19 protein-coding genes are annotated in these 18,266 nt (G+C 67.3%); 9 read left to right on the forward strand and 10 right to left on the reverse strand.

Annotation, left to right across the window (positions count from 1 at the left end; all coding sequences use genetic code 11):
* Nucleotides 1-7 precede the first annotated feature (7 nt).
* Nucleotides 8-334 carry a hypothetical protein gene (locus tag CFB89_RS02600; RefSeq protein WP_084044093.1) on the forward strand — a complete coding sequence of 109 codons (327 nt, stop codon included), beginning with the start codon at nucleotides 8-10 and terminating at the stop codon, nucleotides 332-334.
* A gap of 28 nt (nucleotides 335-362) precedes the next feature.
* Entirely contained in the window at nucleotides 363-1,010 is a 648-nt protein-coding gene (locus tag CFB89_RS02605) for a histone H1-like DNA-binding protein (RefSeq protein WP_081059044.1), read from the forward strand.
* 252 nt (nucleotides 1,011-1,262) lie between these two features.
* On the opposite strand, the gene CFB89_RS02610 is transcribed toward CFB89_RS02605, so the two are convergent.
* From CFB89_RS02610 to CFB89_RS02655, 10 genes are all read right to left on the reverse strand, one after another.
* On the reverse strand, nucleotides 1,263-1,736 hold the full coding sequence (locus tag CFB89_RS02610; RefSeq protein ID WP_089466629.1) for a glycine zipper 2TM domain-containing protein: 474 nt from the start codon (nucleotides 1,734-1,736) through the stop codon (nucleotides 1,263-1,265).
* Between the two features lie 19 nt (nucleotides 1,737-1,755).
* Nucleotides 1,756-2,694, reverse strand: a complete 939-nt coding sequence (locus tag CFB89_RS02615) for a carbohydrate kinase family protein (RefSeq protein WP_089466630.1) — start codon at nucleotides 2,692-2,694, stop codon at nucleotides 1,756-1,758.
* 85 nt (nucleotides 2,695-2,779) lie between these two features.
* Nucleotides 2,780-3,283 carry a thiol peroxidase gene (tpx, locus tag CFB89_RS02620; RefSeq protein ID WP_006476975.1) on the reverse strand — a complete coding sequence of 168 codons (504 nt, stop codon included), beginning with the start codon at nucleotides 3,281-3,283 and terminating at the stop codon, nucleotides 2,780-2,782.
* Between the two features lie 71 nt (nucleotides 3,284-3,354).
* Nucleotides 3,355-4,767, reverse strand: a complete 1,413-nt coding sequence (locus tag CFB89_RS02625) for a zinc-ribbon and DUF3426 domain-containing protein (RefSeq protein WP_089466631.1) — start codon at nucleotides 4,765-4,767, stop codon at nucleotides 3,355-3,357.
* A gap of 45 nt (nucleotides 4,768-4,812) precedes the next feature.
* Nucleotides 4,813-5,715 (reverse strand): 50S ribosomal protein L11 methyltransferase, encoded by a 903-nt coding sequence (gene prmA, locus CFB89_RS02630; protein WP_089466632.1) that lies wholly within the window; start codon nucleotides 5,713-5,715, stop codon nucleotides 4,813-4,815.
* Nucleotides 5,716-5,717: 2 nt separating this feature from the next.
* Entirely contained in the window at nucleotides 5,718-7,085 is a 1,368-nt protein-coding gene (accC, locus tag CFB89_RS02635; RefSeq protein ID WP_050013869.1) for an acetyl-CoA carboxylase biotin carboxylase subunit, read from the reverse strand.
* Nucleotides 7,086-7,172: 87 nt separating this feature from the next.
* Complete coding sequence (accB, locus tag CFB89_RS02640; protein ID WP_089466633.1) at nucleotides 7,173-7,637, reverse strand: acetyl-CoA carboxylase biotin carboxyl carrier protein; 465 nt, start codon at nucleotides 7,635-7,637, stop codon at nucleotides 7,173-7,175.
* 66 nt (nucleotides 7,638-7,703) lie between these two features.
* Nucleotides 7,704-8,156: a type II 3-dehydroquinate dehydratase gene (gene aroQ / locus CFB89_RS02645; protein ID WP_089466634.1), complete on the reverse strand. Its 453-nt coding sequence runs from the start codon at nucleotides 8,154-8,156 to the stop codon at nucleotides 7,704-7,706.
* A 194-nt stretch (nucleotides 8,157-8,350) separates the two neighbouring features.
* The gene (locus CFB89_RS02650; protein WP_089467881.1) at nucleotides 8,351-8,902 is read right to left on the reverse strand and encodes a TlpA disulfide reductase family protein; all 552 of its coding nucleotides are present in this window, start codon (nucleotides 8,900-8,902) and stop codon (nucleotides 8,351-8,353) included.
* 7 nt (nucleotides 8,903-8,909) lie between these two features.
* A complete protein-coding gene (locus CFB89_RS02655; protein WP_089466635.1) occupies nucleotides 8,910-9,554 on the reverse strand; it encodes a UDP-N-acetylmuramate--alanine ligase in 645 nt (214 codons plus the stop codon).
* A gap of 245 nt (nucleotides 9,555-9,799) precedes the next feature.
* Here CFB89_RS02655 and mpl point away from each other — a divergent pair, with 245 nt between their 5' ends.
* The 7 genes from mpl (at nucleotide 9,800) to CFB89_RS02690 (ending at nucleotide 18,047) form a co-directional block, all read left to right on the forward strand.
* A complete protein-coding gene (gene mpl / locus CFB89_RS02660; RefSeq protein WP_089466636.1) occupies nucleotides 9,800-11,185 on the forward strand; it encodes a UDP-N-acetylmuramate:L-alanyl-gamma-D-glutamyl-meso-diaminopimelate ligase in 1,386 nt (461 codons plus the stop codon).
* Nucleotides 11,182-11,751 carry a YqiA/YcfP family alpha/beta fold hydrolase gene (locus CFB89_RS02665; RefSeq protein ID WP_006489407.1) on the forward strand — a complete coding sequence of 190 codons (570 nt, stop codon included), beginning with the start codon at nucleotides 11,182-11,184 and terminating at the stop codon, nucleotides 11,749-11,751. The genes mpl and CFB89_RS02665 overlap by 4 nt, the downstream gene beginning before the upstream one ends.
* Nucleotides 11,752-11,831: 80 nt before the next feature.
* Nucleotides 11,832-13,916 carry an RNB domain-containing ribonuclease gene (locus CFB89_RS02670; protein ID WP_089466637.1) on the forward strand — a complete coding sequence of 695 codons (2,085 nt, stop codon included), beginning with the start codon at nucleotides 11,832-11,834 and terminating at the stop codon, nucleotides 13,914-13,916.
* Complete coding sequence (aroE, locus tag CFB89_RS02675) at nucleotides 13,913-14,779, forward strand: shikimate dehydrogenase (RefSeq protein ID WP_089466638.1); 867 nt, start codon at nucleotides 13,913-13,915, stop codon at nucleotides 14,777-14,779. Before CFB89_RS02670 ends, aroE begins: the two co-directional genes overlap by 4 nt.
* Before the next feature lie 14 nt (nucleotides 14,780-14,793).
* Nucleotides 14,794-15,531 carry a monofunctional biosynthetic peptidoglycan transglycosylase gene (mtgA, locus tag CFB89_RS02680; RefSeq protein ID WP_089466639.1) on the forward strand — a complete coding sequence of 246 codons (738 nt, stop codon included), beginning with the start codon at nucleotides 14,794-14,796 and terminating at the stop codon, nucleotides 15,529-15,531.
* 427 nt (nucleotides 15,532-15,958) lie between these two features.
* Nucleotides 15,959-17,569, forward strand: coding sequence for a S10 family peptidase (locus CFB89_RS02685; protein WP_179233366.1), 1,611 nt, complete (start codon nucleotides 15,959-15,961; stop codon nucleotides 17,567-17,569).
* A 79-nt stretch (nucleotides 17,570-17,648) separates the two neighbouring features.
* The gene (locus tag CFB89_RS02690) at nucleotides 17,649-18,047 is read left to right on the forward strand and encodes an EF-hand domain-containing protein (RefSeq protein ID WP_089466640.1); all 399 of its coding nucleotides are present in this window, start codon (nucleotides 17,649-17,651) and stop codon (nucleotides 18,045-18,047) included.
* The last annotated feature ends 219 nt before the right edge of the window (nucleotides 18,048-18,266 follow it).

Consider the following 18,266-nt stretch of genomic DNA (forward strand, 5'->3'; position numbering starts at 1 on the left):
ACGCCTGATGCAAAGCATGCCCGGTGCCTTAACGGCCCAACGATACGACAGGCACTTTGCGAACCCTTCAGTGGGATGGGCAAACTTCCCTCCGGAAAAAGCGGACGGCCGTGTGGCGGTCCGCTTGATCAAGCGATTAGGGGTAGCGGCGCGAGGTGCGCCGGCTACCGACTTGATTTGGCGCGCGAGGCCGGGCGGTCACGCGCGCCATACCGTATTCATTAGCGTAAGCGCGCGGTATCTGCGTACGCCGATGAATAGCCCGCTTCGAAGCGCACGTCCTGAACAGCGTCCGCGGGAAGCGGGTTTTGACGAAGGGTGTAGTTTGAACTGACTCTCATCTGAACCTGAAGGAGAACAACATGGCTACTGCCAAGAAGAAACCGGCTGCTAAGAAGGTTGCTGCCAAGAAGACCGTTGCGAAGAAGGCTGCTGCTCCGGCGAAGAAGGCCGCGGTGAAGAAGGTTGCTGCGAAGAAGGTCGCGGTGAAGAAGGTTGCCGCGAAGAAGGCAGCACCGGCGAAGAAGGCCGCTGCAAAGAAGGTCGCAGCCAAGAAGGTCGCAACGAAGAAGGTTGCAGCCAAGAAGGTCGCAGCGAAGAAAGTCGCGGTGAAGAAGGTTGCTGCAAAGAAGGCGGCACCGGCCAAGAAGGCCGCCGCGAAGAAGGTTGCAGCCAAGAAAGTCGCAGTGAAGAAGGTTGCTGCGAAGAAGGCCGCACCGGCGAAGAAGGCTGCTGCGAAGAAGGCTGCGCCGGCGAAGAAGGCTGCTGCCAAGAAGGCCGCGCCTGCGAAGAAGGCTGCCGCGAAGAAGGCTGCGCCCGCCAAGAAGGCTGCCCCTGCGAAGACGGCTGCCGCCCCGGCGAAGAAGGCTGCTGCCCCGAAGAAGGCCGTCGTGAAGAAGGCTGCACCGGCAACGACCGCGTCGACCGCATCGGTTGCGCCGGCATCGGGCGTGAAGACCGCGCTCAACCCGGCAGCGGCATGGCCGTTCCCGACCGGCAGCCGTCCGTAATCGCGGCTGAGCAGCATCACCCGGGCACTCACGTGGTGTCCGTGGGTTGAGTAGCGCTACTCAATCAGTCCCGCCATCTGGTTCAGGTGGCGGGATTTTTTTCGTCCGTATGAGTCGTCGCTGAGCCGCCGATAGGGTGCCGCTCGGCTGGCCGACGCGAGCGCCGACGAAAACGGGCGGACGAAAAAAAACGCATGTGCGGCTTCGCACATGCGTTCGACCGCGGCTTGCGCCGCGTGCTGAGGATACCGGTTAGTGCGTGACGCGCGTGACGCCGCCGCTCGACAGCAGACGGACACGCTCGCCGGCGCGGAACGCTTCGCCGCTTGCCGCCTGCGTGATCGAGCGCAGATCGCCGTTGTCGAGGCGCACGGTGATTTCCACACCGTTCGCCGTGCTGAGGTTTTCGCCGACCGCGTTACCCGCCACCGCGCCGACGAGGCCGCCGGCGATCGCCGTCAGGATCGAGCCCTTGCCGCCGCCGATCGCGCTGCCCGCGACCGCGCCGAGTGCGCCGCCGCCGAGCGTGCCGATCGCGCTGCCGCCGCCGTCGGACTGGATGCGCACCGCACGGACGCTTTCGACCGTGCCCATGCGGACCGTCTGTTCGCGCTGCGCCTGGCCGACGCTATAGACATCCGCCGAACCGGGTGCCGTGAAGCAGCCGGCGAGGGACAGCGTGGCCGTCAGCATGGCCGCGAGCGTGAGGGTTTTTTTCGTCAACATCTTTGCTCTCCCACAATATTCATTTGAGACTGTAACCGAATGCAGTCTCGAAACGCGCGTCGATTTCGGCGCGCGTCAGTACGTAACTTTGGGGCCCCTGATGGGCGATCTTCAGCGAGCCCATCAGGCTCGCGAGGCGGCCGGTGGTTGCCCAGTCGAGGCCGTGCTCGATGCCGTAGAGCAGGCCGCCCCGGAAGGCGTCGCCGCAGCCGGTCGGATCGGCGATGCGCTCGGCCGGCACGACCGGAATCTGCTCCGCACCCTGCTTGTGGCGGATCGTCGCGCCGTGCTCGCCACGCGTGATGACGAGCGCATCGACCCGGCTGGCGATTTCATCTTCGGACCATCCCGTCTTGTCGCTCACCAGCTTGGCCTCGTAGTCGTTGACCGCTACGTAGGTCGCAAGTTCAATGCTGCGGCGCAGCGTCGCACCGTCGAACAGCGGCAGGCCCTGACCCGGATCGAACACGAACGGCACACCGGCCTCGGCGAGCTCTTCCACGTGCTGCACCATCCCGTCGAAGCCGTCCGGGCCGACGATCGCGAGCTTGATGTCCGGCGCGTCGCCCGCGTGGTTCAGGTGCGATTGCATCATCGCGCCCGGGTGGAACGCCGCGATCTGGTTGTTGTCGAGATCGGTCGTGATCATCGCCTGCGCGGTGTACGTTTCGGGCAGCACGAGAACGTGGTCGCGGCGCAGGCCGAGCTGGTCGAGCCGGTCGAGATACGGCTGCGCATCCAGCGCGCCTATCGTCCCCATGATCCGCGCATCGCCGCCGAGCAGGTGCAGCGCATACCCGATGTTGCCCGCGCAGCCGCCGAATTCGCGGCGCATCGTCGGCACGAGGAAGCTCAGGTTGATGAGGTGCACCTGGTCGGGCAGGATGTGCTCGCGGAACCGCCCTTCGAAGGTCATGATGGAGTCGTAGGCGATCGAGCCGCAAATCAGCGTAGCCAAGGTGTGCGTTCCTGTAGAAATGAGGGGCCCTGCGCGACAACGCCGCGCGAAGGGCGCGGCGCGGCAGGGGAAAGCGGAAGAAAGCTTACTTCAGTGCGGCGAGCGCTGCATCGTAGTTCGGCTCGTCCTTGATTTCGCCGACGAGTTCCGCGTGGATCACCTTGTCCTGCGCGTCGAGCACGACCACCGCGCGTGCGGTCAGGCCGTTCAGCGGGCCGCTCGTCACGTCGACGCCGTATGCGTTCGCGAACGCGCGGCCGGTGCGGAACGTCGATGCCGTCACGACGTTCGCGAGGCCTTCGGTCGTGCAGAAGCGCGTGGCGGCGAACGGCAGGTCGGCGGACACGACGATCACGACCGTGTTGTCGAGCGACGACGCGGCTTCGTTGAACTTGCGGGTCGACGTCGCGCAGGTCGGCGTGTCGAGGCTCGGCACGATGTTCAGCACCTTGCGCTTGCCGGCGAAGCTGGCGAGCGACAGATCGGCGAGATCCTTGCCGACCAGCTTGAAATCGGCGGCTTGCGCGCCGACGGCCGGGAACGTGCCGGCGAGATCGATCGGGTTGCCACCCAGCGTAACTTTGCTCATGTTCGTGCTCCGAAATAGCGCGCCGCTCGGGCGCGCGGGTTGAGACGGGCGCGCAAGCGCGCCGCGGCGCGTCACGGATAGAAAATCTGGACGCGGAAATTCGAGGCGGGCGTGCCGTTCGTGTCGATGCGGACGACCATCGTCTGCGTCGTGCCGGGCGGCAGCCCGGCGTCGATCGGCGTGCCCGGGCGCACGTAGTCGCGCGGCGCGAGCACGCGGCGCACGGTGACGTGATTGGTGTCGTCGAGCAGCGTGAGTTCGAGCGACGGGTACGCGAGTGCGACGCGGTAGCGGTTCGTCAGCGGCACCTTCAGTTCGAGCTCGCGCGGGCCGTCGAGCTGGCGCAGGTCGGTCGCGTCGAGCCGCAGCCCGTCGATCGCGCGCGGCGGCGTGACCGTGCAGCCGAGCGGCGCGCACGCCTGCCGGAACCAGCCCTGCGTGACAGGCCAGTAGATCATCAGCGTTTCGCGTTGCCACCACGCCAGTTGCGCGACGAGCAGCCCGACCAGCGCGGCTGCGACGAGGCCGCCGAAAAAGCCGCCGAGCATCCCGCGTCGCTGCGGCGCGCGCGTCTCGCGCGTGACGGCGAAGTGCGGGCGATCGTCGTCGGTCAGTGCGGCGGGGAAGGGGACGGCGGGTTGGGCGGCCGGTGGGGTGACGGTCCGGGCGACTGGTTCATCGGCTGCCGCTGCTGTCGCGGCGTTGTCGTGCCGGGAGAAGGTGTCGGGTTCCGATGCGGTCTCGGTTTCGGCTTCGGCTTCGGTGATGGCCGGTGCGGGCGTGAACGCGAAACGCGGTTCGCGCGGCGCGCGTTCGTCGTCCGGCGCCGCGAAGTGCGTGGGCACGACGGGTTCGTCCGGTTCGGCGGCGGTTTCCGTTTCGGGCGGCAGGTGAGCGACGAAGCGGGGCTCGCGCGGGTCGCGCTCGACCGGCGCGGGCAACGGCGCGGCTTCTTCGGTGTCGTGCGGTTCGTGCTGCGTTTGCGGCGAATGCGGTTCGGCCGGTTGCTCGACGGCTGCCGAGGCATCGAGTTCGGCCGGAGACGACGCGAACGGCTCGGGCGTACCCGACAGGTGGACGACGCCGGCTTCCGTGGAAGGAAGCGCGAGCGGTATCAACGGCTCGGTGCGCAAGGTTTCGACGCTGTGCTGCAGCGACGGATCGACGCCGGCGTCGAGCCACGGCGCCCACATGTCCCAGCCTTCCGGCTTGTAATCGGCGCCGGTCGGCAATTCGGGCGGCGCGTCGGCGGTGAACAGCCGAGCCGGGGCGGCCTGCTGGTGTGCGTTGCCGCCGTGCGGCGCGGCGGCCGGTTCCGTCAATGCCGGCTCGGGCTGCGGCGCATACTCGGGAACGAGCGATTCGGCGGCGTTGAAGACTTCGTGGCAATGGCCGCAGCGCACGAGCCCCTGATGCAGCGAGAGCTGTTCCTGCTGCAGCCGGAAGACGGTTTCGCAATGAGGGCAGCGCGTCGCAAGAAGCATGTCGAGCCGGGCGGCCTGCTGGCCAGAGTGAAGGACAGCGCTATTCTAATGGCTTTCGCGCCGGGTTCCGGCAAGGCATACCCAACCTTCGTGTTCGCGCCAGACCGAGATGTCGACGTAGCGCGCATAAACGGCCGCGACTTCGTCCGCCTGGCGCGCGAGCACGCCCGACAGCGCGATGCGCCCGCCTGGCTTGACCTTCGATGCGAGCATCGATGCCATCAGCTTCAGCGGGTTCGACAGGATGTTCGCGACGACGATGTCGAATTCGCCGTCCGGGCATGCATCGGGCAGCCCGTACGTGACTTCCGCCCGATTGCGCTCGCTGTTCTGGCGCGCCGATTCGACCGCTTGGGGGTCGATGTCGATGCCGATCACGGGGTTCGCCCCGCATTTCTTCGCGAGGATCGCGAGAATGCCCGAGCCGCAACCGTAGTCGAGCACCGACTGGCCTGGCTCCACCGACTGCTCGAGCCACTCCATGCACAGACGGGTCGTGGGATGGCTGCCGGTGCCGAATGCGAGGCCGGGGTCGAGTTCGAGGACGAGCGCATCGGGATCGGGCGCATCGTGCCACGACGGCACGACCCAGATCCGCTCGCCGATCGGGATCGGCTCGAACTGCGACTGCGTGAGCCGCACCCAGTCCTGCTCCTCGACTTCGCGCACGACGAACTTCGGCGTTTCGGCGAGGCCGATCTCGTTCGCGGCCGCCGCGAGCAGCACGGCCGGCTCGTGATCGGCGGACAACAGCGCGACCACGCGCGAGTGCTGCCACGCGGTGCGATCGGGCACGAGGCCCGGCTCGCCGAAGAGCGGCTGTTCGTCGGGCGTGTCGGCGTCGGCGTCCTCGACGGACACCGACAGCGCGCCGAGATCGAGCAGCGCGTCGGACAGGGCCTCCGCATGCTCGCGGGCCAGTTCGACGACGAGTTCGCGATAACTCATGCTTACGCTTCTTCCGGTGCGACCTGCTGCTTCTGCGCGAGCCGGTTTTCGAGGTAATGGATGCTGGTGCCGCCTTCGACGAACTTCGCGTCGATCATCAACTCGCGGTGCAGCGGGATGTTGGTCTGGATGCCTTCGACGACCATTTCCGACAGCGCGATGCGCATCCGGCGGATCGCCTGCTCGCGCGTCGCGCCGTAGGTGATCAGCTTGCCGATCATCGAATCATAGTTCGGCGGCACGAAATAGCCATTGTAGGCGTGCGAATCGACGCGCACGCCGGGGCCGCCCGGCGTATGCCACGACGTGATCCGGCCCGGCGACGGCGTGAACTTGAACGGATCTTCGGCGTTGATCCGGCATTCGATCGCATGTCCGCGGAACTGGATGTCGCGCTGGCGCAGCGTGAGCTTCTCGCCGGCCGCGATGCGGATCTGTTCCTGCACGATGTCGACGCCGGTGATCAGTTCCGATACCGGGTGCTCGACCTGCACGCGCGTGTTCATCTCGATGAAGTAGAACTCGCCGTTTTCGTACAGGAATTCGAACGTGCCCGCGCCGAGGTAGCCCATCTTCTTGCATGCGTCCGCGCAGCGGTCGCCGATGCGGTCGATCAGGCGGCGCGGAATGCCGGGCGCCGGCGCTTCCTCGATCACCTTCTGGTGGCGGCGCTGCATCGAGCAGTCGCGCTCGCCGAGCCAGATCGCGTTCTTGTGCGCGTCCGACAGCACCTGGATCTCGATGTGGCGCGGGTTCTCGAGGAACTTCTCCATGTACACCTGCGGGTTGCCGAACGCACGGCCGGCTTCCTCGCGGGTCATGTTCACCGCGTTGACGAGCGCGGCCTCGGTGTGCACGACGCGCATCCCGCGCCCGCCGCCGCCGCCCGCCGCCTTGATGATGACCGGATAGCCGATCGCGCGCGCAATCTTGACGATCTCCTTCGGATCGTCCGGCAACGCGCCTTCCGAGCCCGGCACGCACGGCACGCCGGTCTTGATCATCGTCTGCTTCGCGGTGACTTTGTCGCCCATCATGCGGATCGTTTCCGGGCGCGGGCCGATGAACGTGAAGCCCGACTGCTCGACGCGCTCCGCGAAGTCGGCGTTCTCCGACAGGAAGCCGTAACCGGGGTGGATCGCCTCGGCGTCGGTGACTTCCGCGGCGCTGATCAGCGCCGGCATGTTCAGGTAGCTCAGGTTCGACGGGGCCGGGCCGATACAGACGGCTTCGTCCGCGAGGCGCACGTACTTGGCTTCCTTGTCGGCTTCCGAGTACACGACCACCGTCTTGACGCCGAGTTCGCGGCACGCGCGCTGGATGCGCAGCGCGATTTCACCGCGGTTGGCAATGAGGATTTTTTCAAACATAGCGAGTATTCGTCTCTTCGAGGGGCGCGCGAACGGCGCCTGGCGAGCATCTCGGCGGCGCGCGGCCGGCAGGGCCGCGCGGCGGGCTTAGCCGATCACGAAAAGCGGCTGGCCGTATTCGACGGCCTGGCCGTTCTCGACGAGGATTTCCTTGATCACGCCGGCCTTGTCCGACTCGATCTCGTTGAGCAGCTTCATCGCTTCGATGATGCAGATCGTCTGGCCTTCCTTGACCGTGTCGCCGGCCTGCACGAACGGGTCGGCGCCTGGCGACGGCGCGCGATAGAACGTGCCGACCATCGGCGACGTCACGACGTGGCCCTGCGGGACGGCCGGTGCGGCGGCTGCCGGCGCGGCAGCGCCGTCGGTCGGCGGCGCGGCCGACGGAGCCGGCGCGCTGACTTGCGGGGCATACCCAGCCGTCGGCTGCACGTAGACCGGCGGCGCGTTCTTGACGATGCGCACCTTGCCTTCGCCTTCCGTCACTTCCAGCTCGGAGATGCCGGATTCGGAAACGAGGTCGATCAGAGTTTTCAGCTTACGAAGATCCATCGGGAATTCCCCTTTCAATACGTGAAAGCGCCGGTGAGGGGCCGGCGCTGAATCTAGATCGCGAAATCAGCCGCGCGACGCGCCTTGCAGCTTGTCCAGCGCGTACTCGAGCGCGTACAGATAACCTTTCCAGCCGAGCCCGCAGATCACGCCTTCGGCCTGGTCGGAAAAGTAGGAGTGGTGCCTGAACGCTTCGCGGCGATGCACGTTCGACAGGTGAATCTCGACGAACGGGATGCCGACGCCGGCGATCGCGTCCCGGATCGCAACGCTCGTGTGCGTGTACGCGGCCGGATTGATCAGGATGAAATCGGTCTGTTCCTCCCGCGCGGCCTGGATGCGGTCGACCAGCGCGCCTTCATGGTTGCTCTGGAACGACGACAGTTCGGCGCCGGCTTCCCGGGCGCGCGCGGCAAGCGCTTGATCGATCTGCGCGAGCGTGACGCGGCCGTACACCTCCGGTTCCCGGGTGCCGAGAAGGTTCAGGTTGGGGCCGTGCAGCACCAGCAATCGTGTCATGGTCGCTTCTATTTCTGCGGAATTGCGCGAACTTTAGCGCTATTTAGAGAAATTTGTCTAGTTTTGCCGAACGGCCAGGCGCGCCGAACCCGCAAGAATTACCGGTGCGGGCGCAAAGTGTCGGCGAATTCACGCGAAATTGCGGCGATCGACCTGCAAATCGCCGCCAACGCGCGGGCTGCCGTTCGGGCAGATTACAGCGCGTCGAGCGTCTTTTTCAGCTCGGCCGGTTGGATTTGTCCCAATTTTGTCTCGCGGATCTTGCCGGTTTCGTCGATGACGACGGTAAACGGCAGCGCGCCGGCGGTATTTCCGAAATTTCGGGCCAGATCGGCGCCCGCATACCCGCTGACGAAAACCGGATAGTCGACCTTCACCTTCTGCAGGAAGTTCTTCACGTTCTGTTCGGAATCGACGCCGATTCCGACGAAACGGATGCCCTTCTGCTTGTACTGGTGCGACAGCGCGACGAGCTCCGGCATCTCCTCGACGCACGGGCCGCACCACGACGCCCAGAAATTGACCACGACTTTCTGGCCCTTGAAGGCCGCCAGCGTGGCCGGCTTGCCGTCGACGCCGGCGAGCGACGACGCCCACAGCTGGTCGACCGGGTTAAGGTGGGCGGCCGGCGCCGCGACCGCGACGCCGTCGTCGGCCGTGCTGCGGAACCAGTGGCCGGCGGCGATCCCGCCGGCAACGGCGGCGGCCGCGACCACCGCGAGCGCCAACTTGCGTTTCATCATCATCGTTGGATCATTCCGGTTCGGAAGGAGCGTGGCCTGCTTCGACGAGCGCGCGCAGCGCCGCGGCGTCCGCGCGGGCGACGCGGCCGCGCGCATCGGCCTTCACAGCGCCGCGCAGGTCGTCGCTCGCGTACAGCGCGAGATGGATGCCGATCGCATCCACGTCGCGTCGCGGGCGCCACAGGAAACTGAGCGTCTCGACGTCGCCGCGGCCCGCGAAATGCCGCGTCTCGGACACGTCGTACTGGACGTTCTGGTTCAGCAGGTAGATCGCGACGTCCTTCGGGTTGTCGGTGAATGCCTGCAAATGGATATCCGAATGCGCGTTCGCGGTGCCGTTCAGCACGGCGCCCGTCACATAAGGATGGAAATCGGCGAGCCGGCGCATCCAGTCGAGCGCGATCTCGCGCAGGCGGCGCAGTTCGTCCGGCTGCGTGTCGCTCTGGAACAGCGCGAGGTATTCGCGCAGTTCTTCCTCGATCTGGTCATTATCCGGCAGCCATTCGCCGGCAACGCGCACATCGCCCAGTAACTGGCGCGCGGCCTTGCGCTTCGCGCCGGCATAGTCCTGGCCGTCCTCCGCGATCAGGCGGGCGGCGGACTGGGCGATTTCCTCGCGGACGCGCCGCGGGTCGACAAGAGGTTTGCGAGACATGATCCGGCAATCATACTCGATCGCCACGCCGCCCGAGCACGGGCGCCGAGGCTCGCCCTCCGAGGGCGCCGGCGCCGTTCGCGCGTATCGTTCGGGCCGCCGGGCATCGCAGGCCGTCAGTTACAATAGTGTTCTTTGTGTCGCGGCCAGGTCGTTTGCCGGGCGCCGGCCGCACGGCCTCGCCGGCGCGCCGCACACGCATCCTTTCCGAATCGACGGCGCCCGGCGCGCGAAAGCATTCATCTATGCACATCCACATTCTTGGCATCTGCGGCACCTTCATGGGCGGTCTCGCCGTACTCGCGCGCGAGGCGGGCCACACGGTGACGGGGTGCGACGCGGGCGTCTATCCGCCGATGAGCACGCAGCTCGAGGCGCAGGGCATCACGCTGATCGAGGGCTACGGCGCCGAGCAGATCGACCTGAAACCGGACCTGTTCGTGATCGGCAACGTCGTCACGCGCGGCAATCCGCTGATGGAGGCGATCCTCGATCGCGGCCTGCCTTACGTGTCGGGCCCGCAGTGGCTCGGCGAGCACGTGCTCGCCGGCAAGTGGGTGCTCGCGGTCGCGGGCACGCACGGCAAGACGACCACGTCGTCGATGCTCGCCTGGCTGCTGGAAGACGTCGGGCTGAACCCGGGCTTCCTGATCGGCGGCGTGCCGCTGAACTTCGGCGTGTCGGCGCGGCTCACCGATTCGAGCTTCTTCGTGATCGAAGCGGACGAGTACGACACGGCATTCTTCGACAAGCGCTCGAAGTTCGTGCACTACCGGCCGCGCACCGCGGTACTGAACAACCTCGAATTCGATCACGCCGACATCTTCCCCGATCTCGCCGCGATCGAAACGCAATTCCATCATCTGGTGCGCACCGTGCCCGGCGTCGGGCGGATCGTCACGAACGGCCGCTCGGATGCGCTCGAGCGCGTGCTGGCGCGCGGCTGCTGGAGCGAGGTCGAGCGTTTCGGCGTCGACGGCGGCTGGCAAGCGCTGCCGGCCGAGGACGGCGTGCCGGTCGACGAGCGCTTCGCGGTGTATTCGCACGCGGAGCGCGTCGGCGAAGTCGCGTGGCAGGTGCAGGGCGACCACAACCGGATGAATGCGCTCGCGGCGATCGCCGCCGCGCGGCATGTCGGCGTGCCGCCCGCGCAGGCTGCCGTTTCGCTGGCGTCGTTCCGCAACGTGAAGCGCCGCATGGAAGTGCGCGGCAGCGTGGACGGCGTGACCGTCTATGACGATTTCGCGCACCATCCGACCGCGATCGACACCACGATCGCCGGCCTTCGTGCGCGTATCGGCCGCCAGAATGCCCGCATCCTCGCCGTGCTCGAGCCGCGCTCGAACACGATGAAGCTCGGCGTGATGAAGTCGCAATTGCCAGCGAGCCTCGCCGATGCCGATCTCGTATTCGGCTACGGCGCGCCGACCGGGCGCGACGCGCTCGGCTGGAATCTCGCCGAAGCGCTCGCGCCACTCGGCGAGCGCGCGCGCGCATTCGACGATCTGCATCTGCTGGTGAAGGCGGTGGTCGAGGCCGCGCGTCCGGGCGACCACGTGCTCGTGATGAGCAACGGCGGCTTCGGCGGCGTGCACCAGAAGCTGCTCGACGCGCTCGGGAGCCGGCCGTGATTTTGTATCTGCACGGCTTCCGGTCGTCGCCGGAATCGCAGAAGTCGCGCCTGCTCGCCGCGCGCATGGCCGAACTCGGCCGCACCGGCGAGTGGCGGTGCCCGTCGCTGTCGGTGTCGCCGCTCGAGGCGATCGCGGTGGCGGAAGCGGAGGTCGCGGGCGCGCGCGACGTGACCGTGATCGGCAGCTCGCTCGGCGGCTATTACGCGACGTGGCTCGCCGAAAAGCATGGCTGGAAAGCCGTGTTGCTGAATCCGGCGATCGTGCCGCAGCGCGATCTCGAGCAGCATCTGGGCGAGCAGCCGCTGTGGCACGGCGGCGGCACGATCGTCGTCGAGCGCCGTCATCTGCACGAACTCGACGCGCTGCGCGTGCCGGCGATCACGCGCGCCGACCGCTACTATCTGTTCGCGGCGACCGGCGACGAAGTGCTCGATTACCGCGAGATGCTCGCCCATTACCCGGGCGCGAAAACCCGCGTGATCGACGGCAGCGATCACGGTATCAGCGAATTTGCCGACTATGTCGACGACGTTCTCGCGTTTTGCGACGGAAAGACGTCATAAACCGGCCACGTGCCGATCGAATTCCCATCATCATGCGGCGCCGCCGATGCGGCGCCCGGCAGTCTGAACGAGAGTACTGAGTGAACGTTTTCTTCGAGGAATCGGGCAGTTTCAAGGCGGGCAGCGTGCTGTCGCGCCAGGGCGACGCGTTTCAGGTCGAGTTGCCCGGCGGGCGGCGGGCAAAGGTGCGCGCGAAAGACGTGCTGATCGAATTCGACAAGCCGGCCGCGGGCGAACTGATGCAGGAGGCCGACACGGCCGCGCAGCAGATCGACCTGGACTTCCTGTGGGAATGCGCGCCGGCCGACGAGTTCGCGTATACGGCGCTCGCCGCCGAATACTTCGGCGCGACGTACGGCCCGGTCGAGCGCGCGGCGCTGGTGCTGCGGCTGCACGGCTCGCCCGTCTATTTCCGCCGCAAGGGGCGCGGCCAGTACCAGCGCGCGCCGGAAGAGCAGCTCAAGATGGCGCTCGCGTCGCTCGAGCGCAAGCGCCAGCAGGCGCTCGTGCAGGCGCAGTATGAAGAGGAACTGAAGGCCGGCAAGCTGCCGGAAGCGTTCGCGGGCAAGGTGCTCGGGCTGCTGACGCGGCCGGACAAGAATTCGATCGAATACAAGGCGATGGAAGCGGCGGCCGGCGCGCGCGGCGTGTCGCCGGCGCGGCTGATGCTCGACTGCGGCGGCATCGAGTCGCCGCGTGCGCTGCACGAAGCCCGTTTCCTCGCGGAATTCTTCCCGCACGGCACCGGCTTTCCACCCGTCACGGTCGGCCCGCTGCCGGACGACCTGCCGCGCGCGAACGTCGAGGCGTTCTCGATCGACGACATCACGACGACCGAAATCGACGACGCGTTCTCGGTCGAGCACCTGTCCGACGGCCGGGTGCGGATCGGCGTGCACATCGCGGCGCCGGCGCTCGGCATCGTGCGCGGCGATCCGGTCGACGCGATCGCGCGCGCGCGCCTGTCGACCGTCTACATGCCGGGCGACAAGATCACGATGCTGCCGGACGACGTCGTCGACGTGTTCACGCTGAAAGAGGGCGATTACCGGCCGGCGCTGTCGCTGTACATCATCGTCAACCGCGAGACGCAGGACATCGTCGCGAACGAAACGCGCGCCGAGCTCGTGTTCGTGAAGAACAACCTGCGCCACAACACGCTCGACGAGCTCGTGAACGAAGAGACGCTCGCGGCCGGCACCGGCGACTATCCGCACAAGGACGACATCGCCGTGCTGTGGCCGCTCGCGCAGGCGCTGTTCGAGAAGCGCCAGGTCGCGCGTGCGGGCTACGGCCTGAAGCGCGAGGTGCAGCGCAACACCGACTACAACTTCTACGTCGAAGGCGAGCACGTGACGATCACGCCGCGCCGCCGCGGCTCGCCGCTCGACCTGATCGTGTCGGAGCTCGCGATCCTCGCGAACTCGACCTGGGGCGCGTTCCTGCACGACCACACGGTGCCGGGCATCTACCGGTCGCAGCGCGGTTTCGGCGCGCCGGGCCCGAAGCGCACGCGGATGCAGACGACGGCCGCGCCGCACGAAGGCCTCGGCGTCGCGCAGTACGCGTGGAGCACGTCGCCGCTGCGCCGCTACGTCGACCTCGTGAACCAGTGGCAACTGCTCGCGTGCGTGCAGCACGGCGTGACCGCGAAGCTCGCCGCGCCGTTCAAGCCGAAGGACGCCGATCTCTACGCGGTCGTGCAGGGCTTCGACGATACGTACACGGCCTACGCCGACTACCAGCGCCGGATGGAGTACTTCTGGTGCCTGCGCTGGCTCGCGCAGGAGCAGAAGAAGCAGGTGGTCGCGAGCGTCGTGAAGGGCGATCTCGTGCGCCTCGAGGACATCCCGCTGCTGTTGCACGTGCCGGGGCTCGGCGTGCATGCGCGCGGCACGCGCGTGCTGCTCGACGTGATGTCGCTCGACGAGCTGACGATCGAGGCGTCGGTGCGCCTGCTGAACGTGCTCGACGCGCCGACCGTGACGAGCGGCGACGCGGCCGACGAAGAGGATGACGCCGAAGGCGGCGACGACACGCTGGTCGACGCGCAAGACGCGTCGGCGCAAACCGACGCCGAGGCGCTGGCCGAATCGGGCGACGCGGCGGCAGAGGGCGGCGAAGCCGCGAGCGGCAACGACGGCGAAGAGGGGCGCGCATCATGAACTCAGCTGTGTCGACGCGCGGCACGGATCGCTATGTCGTGTTCGGCAACCCGGTGGCGCACAGCAAGTCGCCGTTCATCCACGCGCAGTTCGCCGCGCAGACCGGCGAGCCGATCGAGTATACGCACCGGCTCGCGCCGGTCGACGGATTCGAGGCCGCCGTGCGCGCGTTCGTCGCCGAAGGCGGTCGCGGCGCGAACGTGACGGTGCCGTTCAAGCTCGACGCGCATGCGCTCGCCGACACGCTGTCGCCGCGCGCGGCGGCGGCAGGCGCGGTGAATACGCTGTGCATCGACGCGGACGGCCGCCTCCACGGCGACAACACCGACGGCGTCGGCCTCGTGCGCGACATCGAAGCGAATCTCGGCGTGTCGCTCGCGGGTGCGCGCATCCTGCTGCTCGGCGCGGGCGGCGCCGCGCGCGGCGTCGTGCTGCCGCTGCTCGACCGCGCGCCGCTGTCGCTCACGATCGTGAACCGCACCGCGAGCAAGGCCGAAGCGCTCGTCGGCCAGTTCATGCAGGCCGCGCACGATGCGGGCTGCACGCTCGCGGGCGGCGGCCCCGGCGTCGTGCGAGCGGAGCCGTACGACGTGGTGATCAATGCGACGGCCGGCAGCCTCGATGCCGCGCTGCCGGAATGCGACGCGGCCGCGTTCGGCGCGGGCACGCTCGCGTACGACATGATGTACGGCGCGCAGCCGACGGTGTTCATGCAGCACGCGGCGTCGCTCGGCGCGCGCACGTCCGACGGGCTCGGGATGCTGGTGGAGCAGGCGGCCGAATCGTTCTTCCTCTGGCGCGGCGTGCGGCCGGACGGCGCGCCGGTGCTGGCCGCGCTGCGCCAGGCGCTCGCGGCGAACTGAACGGAGCGCGGCACGTGGCGGCGGTGAGCGGCACGCAGCGCACGCGGACGGTGAGCGTCGCGCGCTGGATCGTCTATGCGGGATCGGTGTTCGCGCTCGCGTGGCTCGCGACGCAGCTGTTCTATCTCGCGCAGATCGCGCTATGGTCGTTCGTGAACCCGGGCTCGACCGCGTTCATGCGCACCGACGCGTGGTGGCTGTCGCGCGACACGCCGCCCGCGCAGATCCGGCACCAGTGGGTGCCGTACGACCAGATCTCGCGCAACCTGAAGCGCGCGCTGATCGCGTCCGAGGATTCGACCTTCGCGACCAACAACGGCTATGACGTCGACGCGATCCTGCAGGCGTGGGAGAAGAACAAGGCGCGCGGCAGGATCGTCGCGGGCGGCTCGACGATCACGCAGCAGCTCGCACGCAACCTGTTCCTGTCGCGCGAGAAAAGCTACATCCGCAAGGGGCAGGAGCTGATCATCACGTGGATGCTCGAAACGGTGCTCGACAAGGAGCGCATCTTCGAGATCTACCTGAATTCGGTCGAATGGGGACGCGGCGTGTACGGCGCGGAAGCGGCCGCGCGCTATTACTACAAGATTCCCGCGAGCCGGCTCGGGGCGTGGCAGTCGGCGCGCCTCGCGGTGATGCTGCCGAAGCCGCGCTGGTTCGATGCGCATCGCGGCTCGGCCTACCAGGCGCAGCGGGCCGCGATCATCGCACGCCGGATGGGTGCGGCCGAGCTGCCGCCATCCGAGTAAGCGGCGCGCCGGCGCCGCTGTATTGTCCATTGTGCCGTTCGCGCAGGATTGCTGCGCTGCAGCGCAGTCATGACGCGCGCATTTCGTGCCGTATCCGTTAGACGAATTCGTCTATTTCGCTTGACTGAGCAATGCCTGGCGACTGCGCGATTTTGTTGATCGACATCGTACGAAATCGCTGCTTTTTTAGGCATCGCGGGTAAACGCGAAAGTCGATGAAAGCGACGTGAAATGCAACGTTTCGCGAATCGAAGCATTCCTGAAAGGTGTGCGCTGCACCGGTTGCGTGCCGAATATTTCCAAATTTTTCAAAGCCGGCGGCCTCGCGTATATTGGCCGGCGCCTCGGCTCATCGGCCGCAATCGAGGCGGGGGGGGCGGCTTATCCGGCTGCTCGACATAAAAAACATCCGAGAAGGAACGCAACGATGCCAGCGAGCAAAGCGAAGCTGTTGTTGGGAGTGGTGTGTTCTTCGCTGATTCTGACGGCGTGCAATGACGACGTGACGTCGTCGTCCGCAGCGAGCGCCGCCAATTCAGCCGATTCCGCCGGTCAGGTCGACCGCGCGTACAACGATCCAAACAGTTATTCGTCGAGCGCCAACGCGTCGCTCGATGCATCCGCCGCGGTCGAGAAGGCCGCCGTCACGCACCATCAGATCACGCTGAACGGCAAGACGATCCGGTACACGGCCACGGCCGGCCACCTCGTCGCCCGCAATCCGCAGACGGGCGCGCCCGAAGCCTCGTTCTTCTACGTCGCGTACACGGCCGACAACCAGCCCGCGGCGAAGCGGCCCGTCACGTTCCTGTACAACGGCGGCCCCGGCTCGGCGTCGGTGTGGCTGCACCTCGGCTCGTTCGGCCCGCGCCGGATCCAGACCGGCGACCCGAACGCGAACACGTCGACGTTCCCGTTCGTCGACAACCAGGAAACCCTGCTCGACACGACCGACCTCGTGTTCGTCGATGCGATCGGCACCGGCTTCTCGGAAGCGGTCGCGCCGAACACGAACCAGACGTTCTGGGGCGTCGACCAGGACGCCGGCGCGTTCCGCGATTTCGTGACGCGCTACCTGAGCGTGAACCAGCGCAGCGATTCGCCGAAATACCTGTTCGGCGAATCGTACGGGACGCCGCGCACCGACGTGCTCGCGAACCTGCTCGAGACGGCCGGCGTGAAGCTCGACGGCATCGTGCTGCAGTCGTCGATCCTGAACTACAACACGAACTGCGACATGGCGAGCGACTATGTCGGCAACTCGAACAACGGCGCGAGCCCGGTGAGCTGCGCGGGCTTCGTGCCGTCGTACGGCACGGTCGGCGCGTACTACCAGCTCGACAACCCGAACCCGTCGAACCTGCCGCAGTATGCGGACCAGATGCGCCTGCTGACGGCCGGCAGCTACGCGCCCGCCGTGAACGCATACCTCGCGAGCCATACGCCGCCGCCGCCGAATCTCGTCACGACGATGGCGAATTCGACCGGCGTGAAGCAGGCGTTGTGGAATGCGGACTTCAACGTCGTGCCGACCTTCTTCGACAACAGCTTCCAGTTGTCGCTGCTGCCGGGCACGCTGATCGGCCGCTACGACGCGCGCGTGAACGTGCCCGTGTCGAGCCCGCTCGCGGCCGACGGCGATCCGTCCAGCTCGTTCATCACGAAGCCGTTCACCGACACGATCGGCAGCTACCTGCCGAACGAGCTGAAGTACACCGCGCAGTCGGCCTACTCGGTGAGCAGCAATGCGATCAACACGTGGGACTGGACGCACGACGGCCTCGCGATGCCCGACACGATCCCCGATCTGGCCGCGGCGCTGACGCTGAACCCGGCGCTGAAGGTGCTGTCGCTGAACGGGTATCACGACATCGCGACGCCGTTCTACCAGACCGAGCTCGACCTCGCGCGGCTCGGCACGCAGCCGAACCTGACGATCAAGGACTATCAGGGCGGGCACATGGTCTATCTCGACGATACGTCGCGTCCGCAGGAGAAAGCCGACCTCGTGACCTTCTACAACGCGGCCGCGCACTGATGCGCTACGCCGGCGACGGGCGCCCGGGGCGGCGCCGCTCGCCGGCCGTCGACGACCTCATTCCAGACTGGAGCCTGACATGAAGAATCGTTTCATCGTCGTTGCCGCGGCACTCGCATGCGTCGGCACTGCCGCATCCTTTTCCGCGTTCGCGCAGGCGAGCGACGCCGTCGCGCCGGCGCGTGCGCGCCAGGCGCAGCTCGGCGATCCGTACGTGCCGCCGGCCGCGCGCCACCCGACCGCCGGCACGCAGACGACCGGCGCCGCGCTGCATGCGCAGGTGGTGCGCAAGCTCGCGCGGCAGTTCAGTGCGGCCGACACGCAGAACACGGGTTCGATCACCGAGTCGCAGGCGCGCGCGGCCGGCCTCGGCTATGTCGCGAACCACTTCCGGCAGATCGACGCGGGCGGCAGCGGCCGCGTGTCGTTCGCCGACGTCCAGCGCTACATGCAGGCGCGCAGCACGAGCCAGCAGTAAGCGCGGGGCGGCGTGAACAAACGGGGGCGGAACCTGCGACACGGCAGGTCCCGCCCCCGTGCGCATGGCGCGGCCGGCGCAGCGGGCCCGCCGCCGATTCCGCCTGGATTCTCATTATCTGGACAACGCATTCAAATATTGGAGACGAGTGCGTGCGCTCCTACAATCCGAAGCACATCGACAGCTTCGGACCCACGCATCGCGCGGCGCCCGTCGCAC

This window comes from Burkholderia sp. AU16741, assembly GCF_002223345.1.
In the GTDB taxonomy this organism is placed as follows: Bacteria; Pseudomonadota; Gammaproteobacteria; order Burkholderiales; family Burkholderiaceae; genus Burkholderia; species Burkholderia sola.

What these genes read in the sequence shown, in the direction of transcription:
- CFB89_RS02600 (WP_084044093.1), top strand. Translation starts at nt 8, where the DNA reads ATGCAAAGCATGCCCGGTGCCTTAACGGCCCAACGATACGACAGGCAC.
- CFB89_RS02605 (WP_081059044.1), top strand. Translation starts at nt 363, where the DNA reads ATGGCTACTGCCAAGAAGAAACCGGCTGCTAAGAAGGTTGCTGCCAAG.
- CFB89_RS02610 (WP_089466629.1), bottom strand. Translation starts at nt 1,736, where the DNA reads ATGTTGACGAAAAAAACCCTCACGCTCGCGGCCATGCTGACGGCCACG.
- tpx (WP_006476975.1), bottom strand. Translation starts at nt 3,283, where the DNA reads ATGAGCAAAGTTACGCTGGGTGGCAACCCGATCGATCTCGCCGGCACG.
- CFB89_RS02625 (WP_089466631.1), bottom strand. Translation starts at nt 4,767, where the DNA reads ATGCTTCTTGCGACGCGCTGCCCTCATTGCGAAACCGTCTTCCGGCTG.
- prmA (WP_089466632.1), bottom strand. Translation starts at nt 5,715, where the DNA reads ATGAGTTATCGCGAACTCGTCGTCGAACTGGCCCGCGAGCATGCGGAG.
- accC (WP_050013869.1), bottom strand. Translation starts at nt 7,085, where the DNA reads ATGTTTGAAAAAATCCTCATTGCCAACCGCGGTGAAATCGCGCTGCGC.
- accB (WP_089466633.1), bottom strand. Translation starts at nt 7,637, where the DNA reads ATGGATCTTCGTAAGCTGAAAACTCTGATCGACCTCGTTTCCGAATCC.
- aroQ (WP_089466634.1), bottom strand. Translation starts at nt 8,156, where the DNA reads ATGACACGATTGCTGGTGCTGCACGGCCCCAACCTGAACCTTCTCGGC.
- CFB89_RS02650 (WP_089467881.1), bottom strand. Translation starts at nt 8,902, where the DNA reads ATGATGATGAAACGCAAGTTGGCGCTCGCGGTGGTCGCGGCCGCCGCC.
- CFB89_RS02655 (WP_089466635.1), bottom strand. Translation starts at nt 9,554, where the DNA reads ATGTCTCGCAAACCTCTTGTCGACCCGCGGCGCGTCCGCGAGGAAATC.
- mpl (WP_089466636.1), top strand. Translation starts at nt 9,800, where the DNA reads ATGCACATCCACATTCTTGGCATCTGCGGCACCTTCATGGGCGGTCTC.
- aroE (WP_089466638.1), top strand. Translation starts at nt 13,913, where the DNA reads ATGAACTCAGCTGTGTCGACGCGCGGCACGGATCGCTATGTCGTGTTC.
- CFB89_RS02685 (WP_179233366.1), top strand. Translation starts at nt 15,959, where the DNA reads ATGCCAGCGAGCAAAGCGAAGCTGTTGTTGGGAGTGGTGTGTTCTTCG.
- CFB89_RS02690 (WP_089466640.1), top strand. Translation starts at nt 17,649, where the DNA reads ATGAAGAATCGTTTCATCGTCGTTGCCGCGGCACTCGCATGCGTCGGC.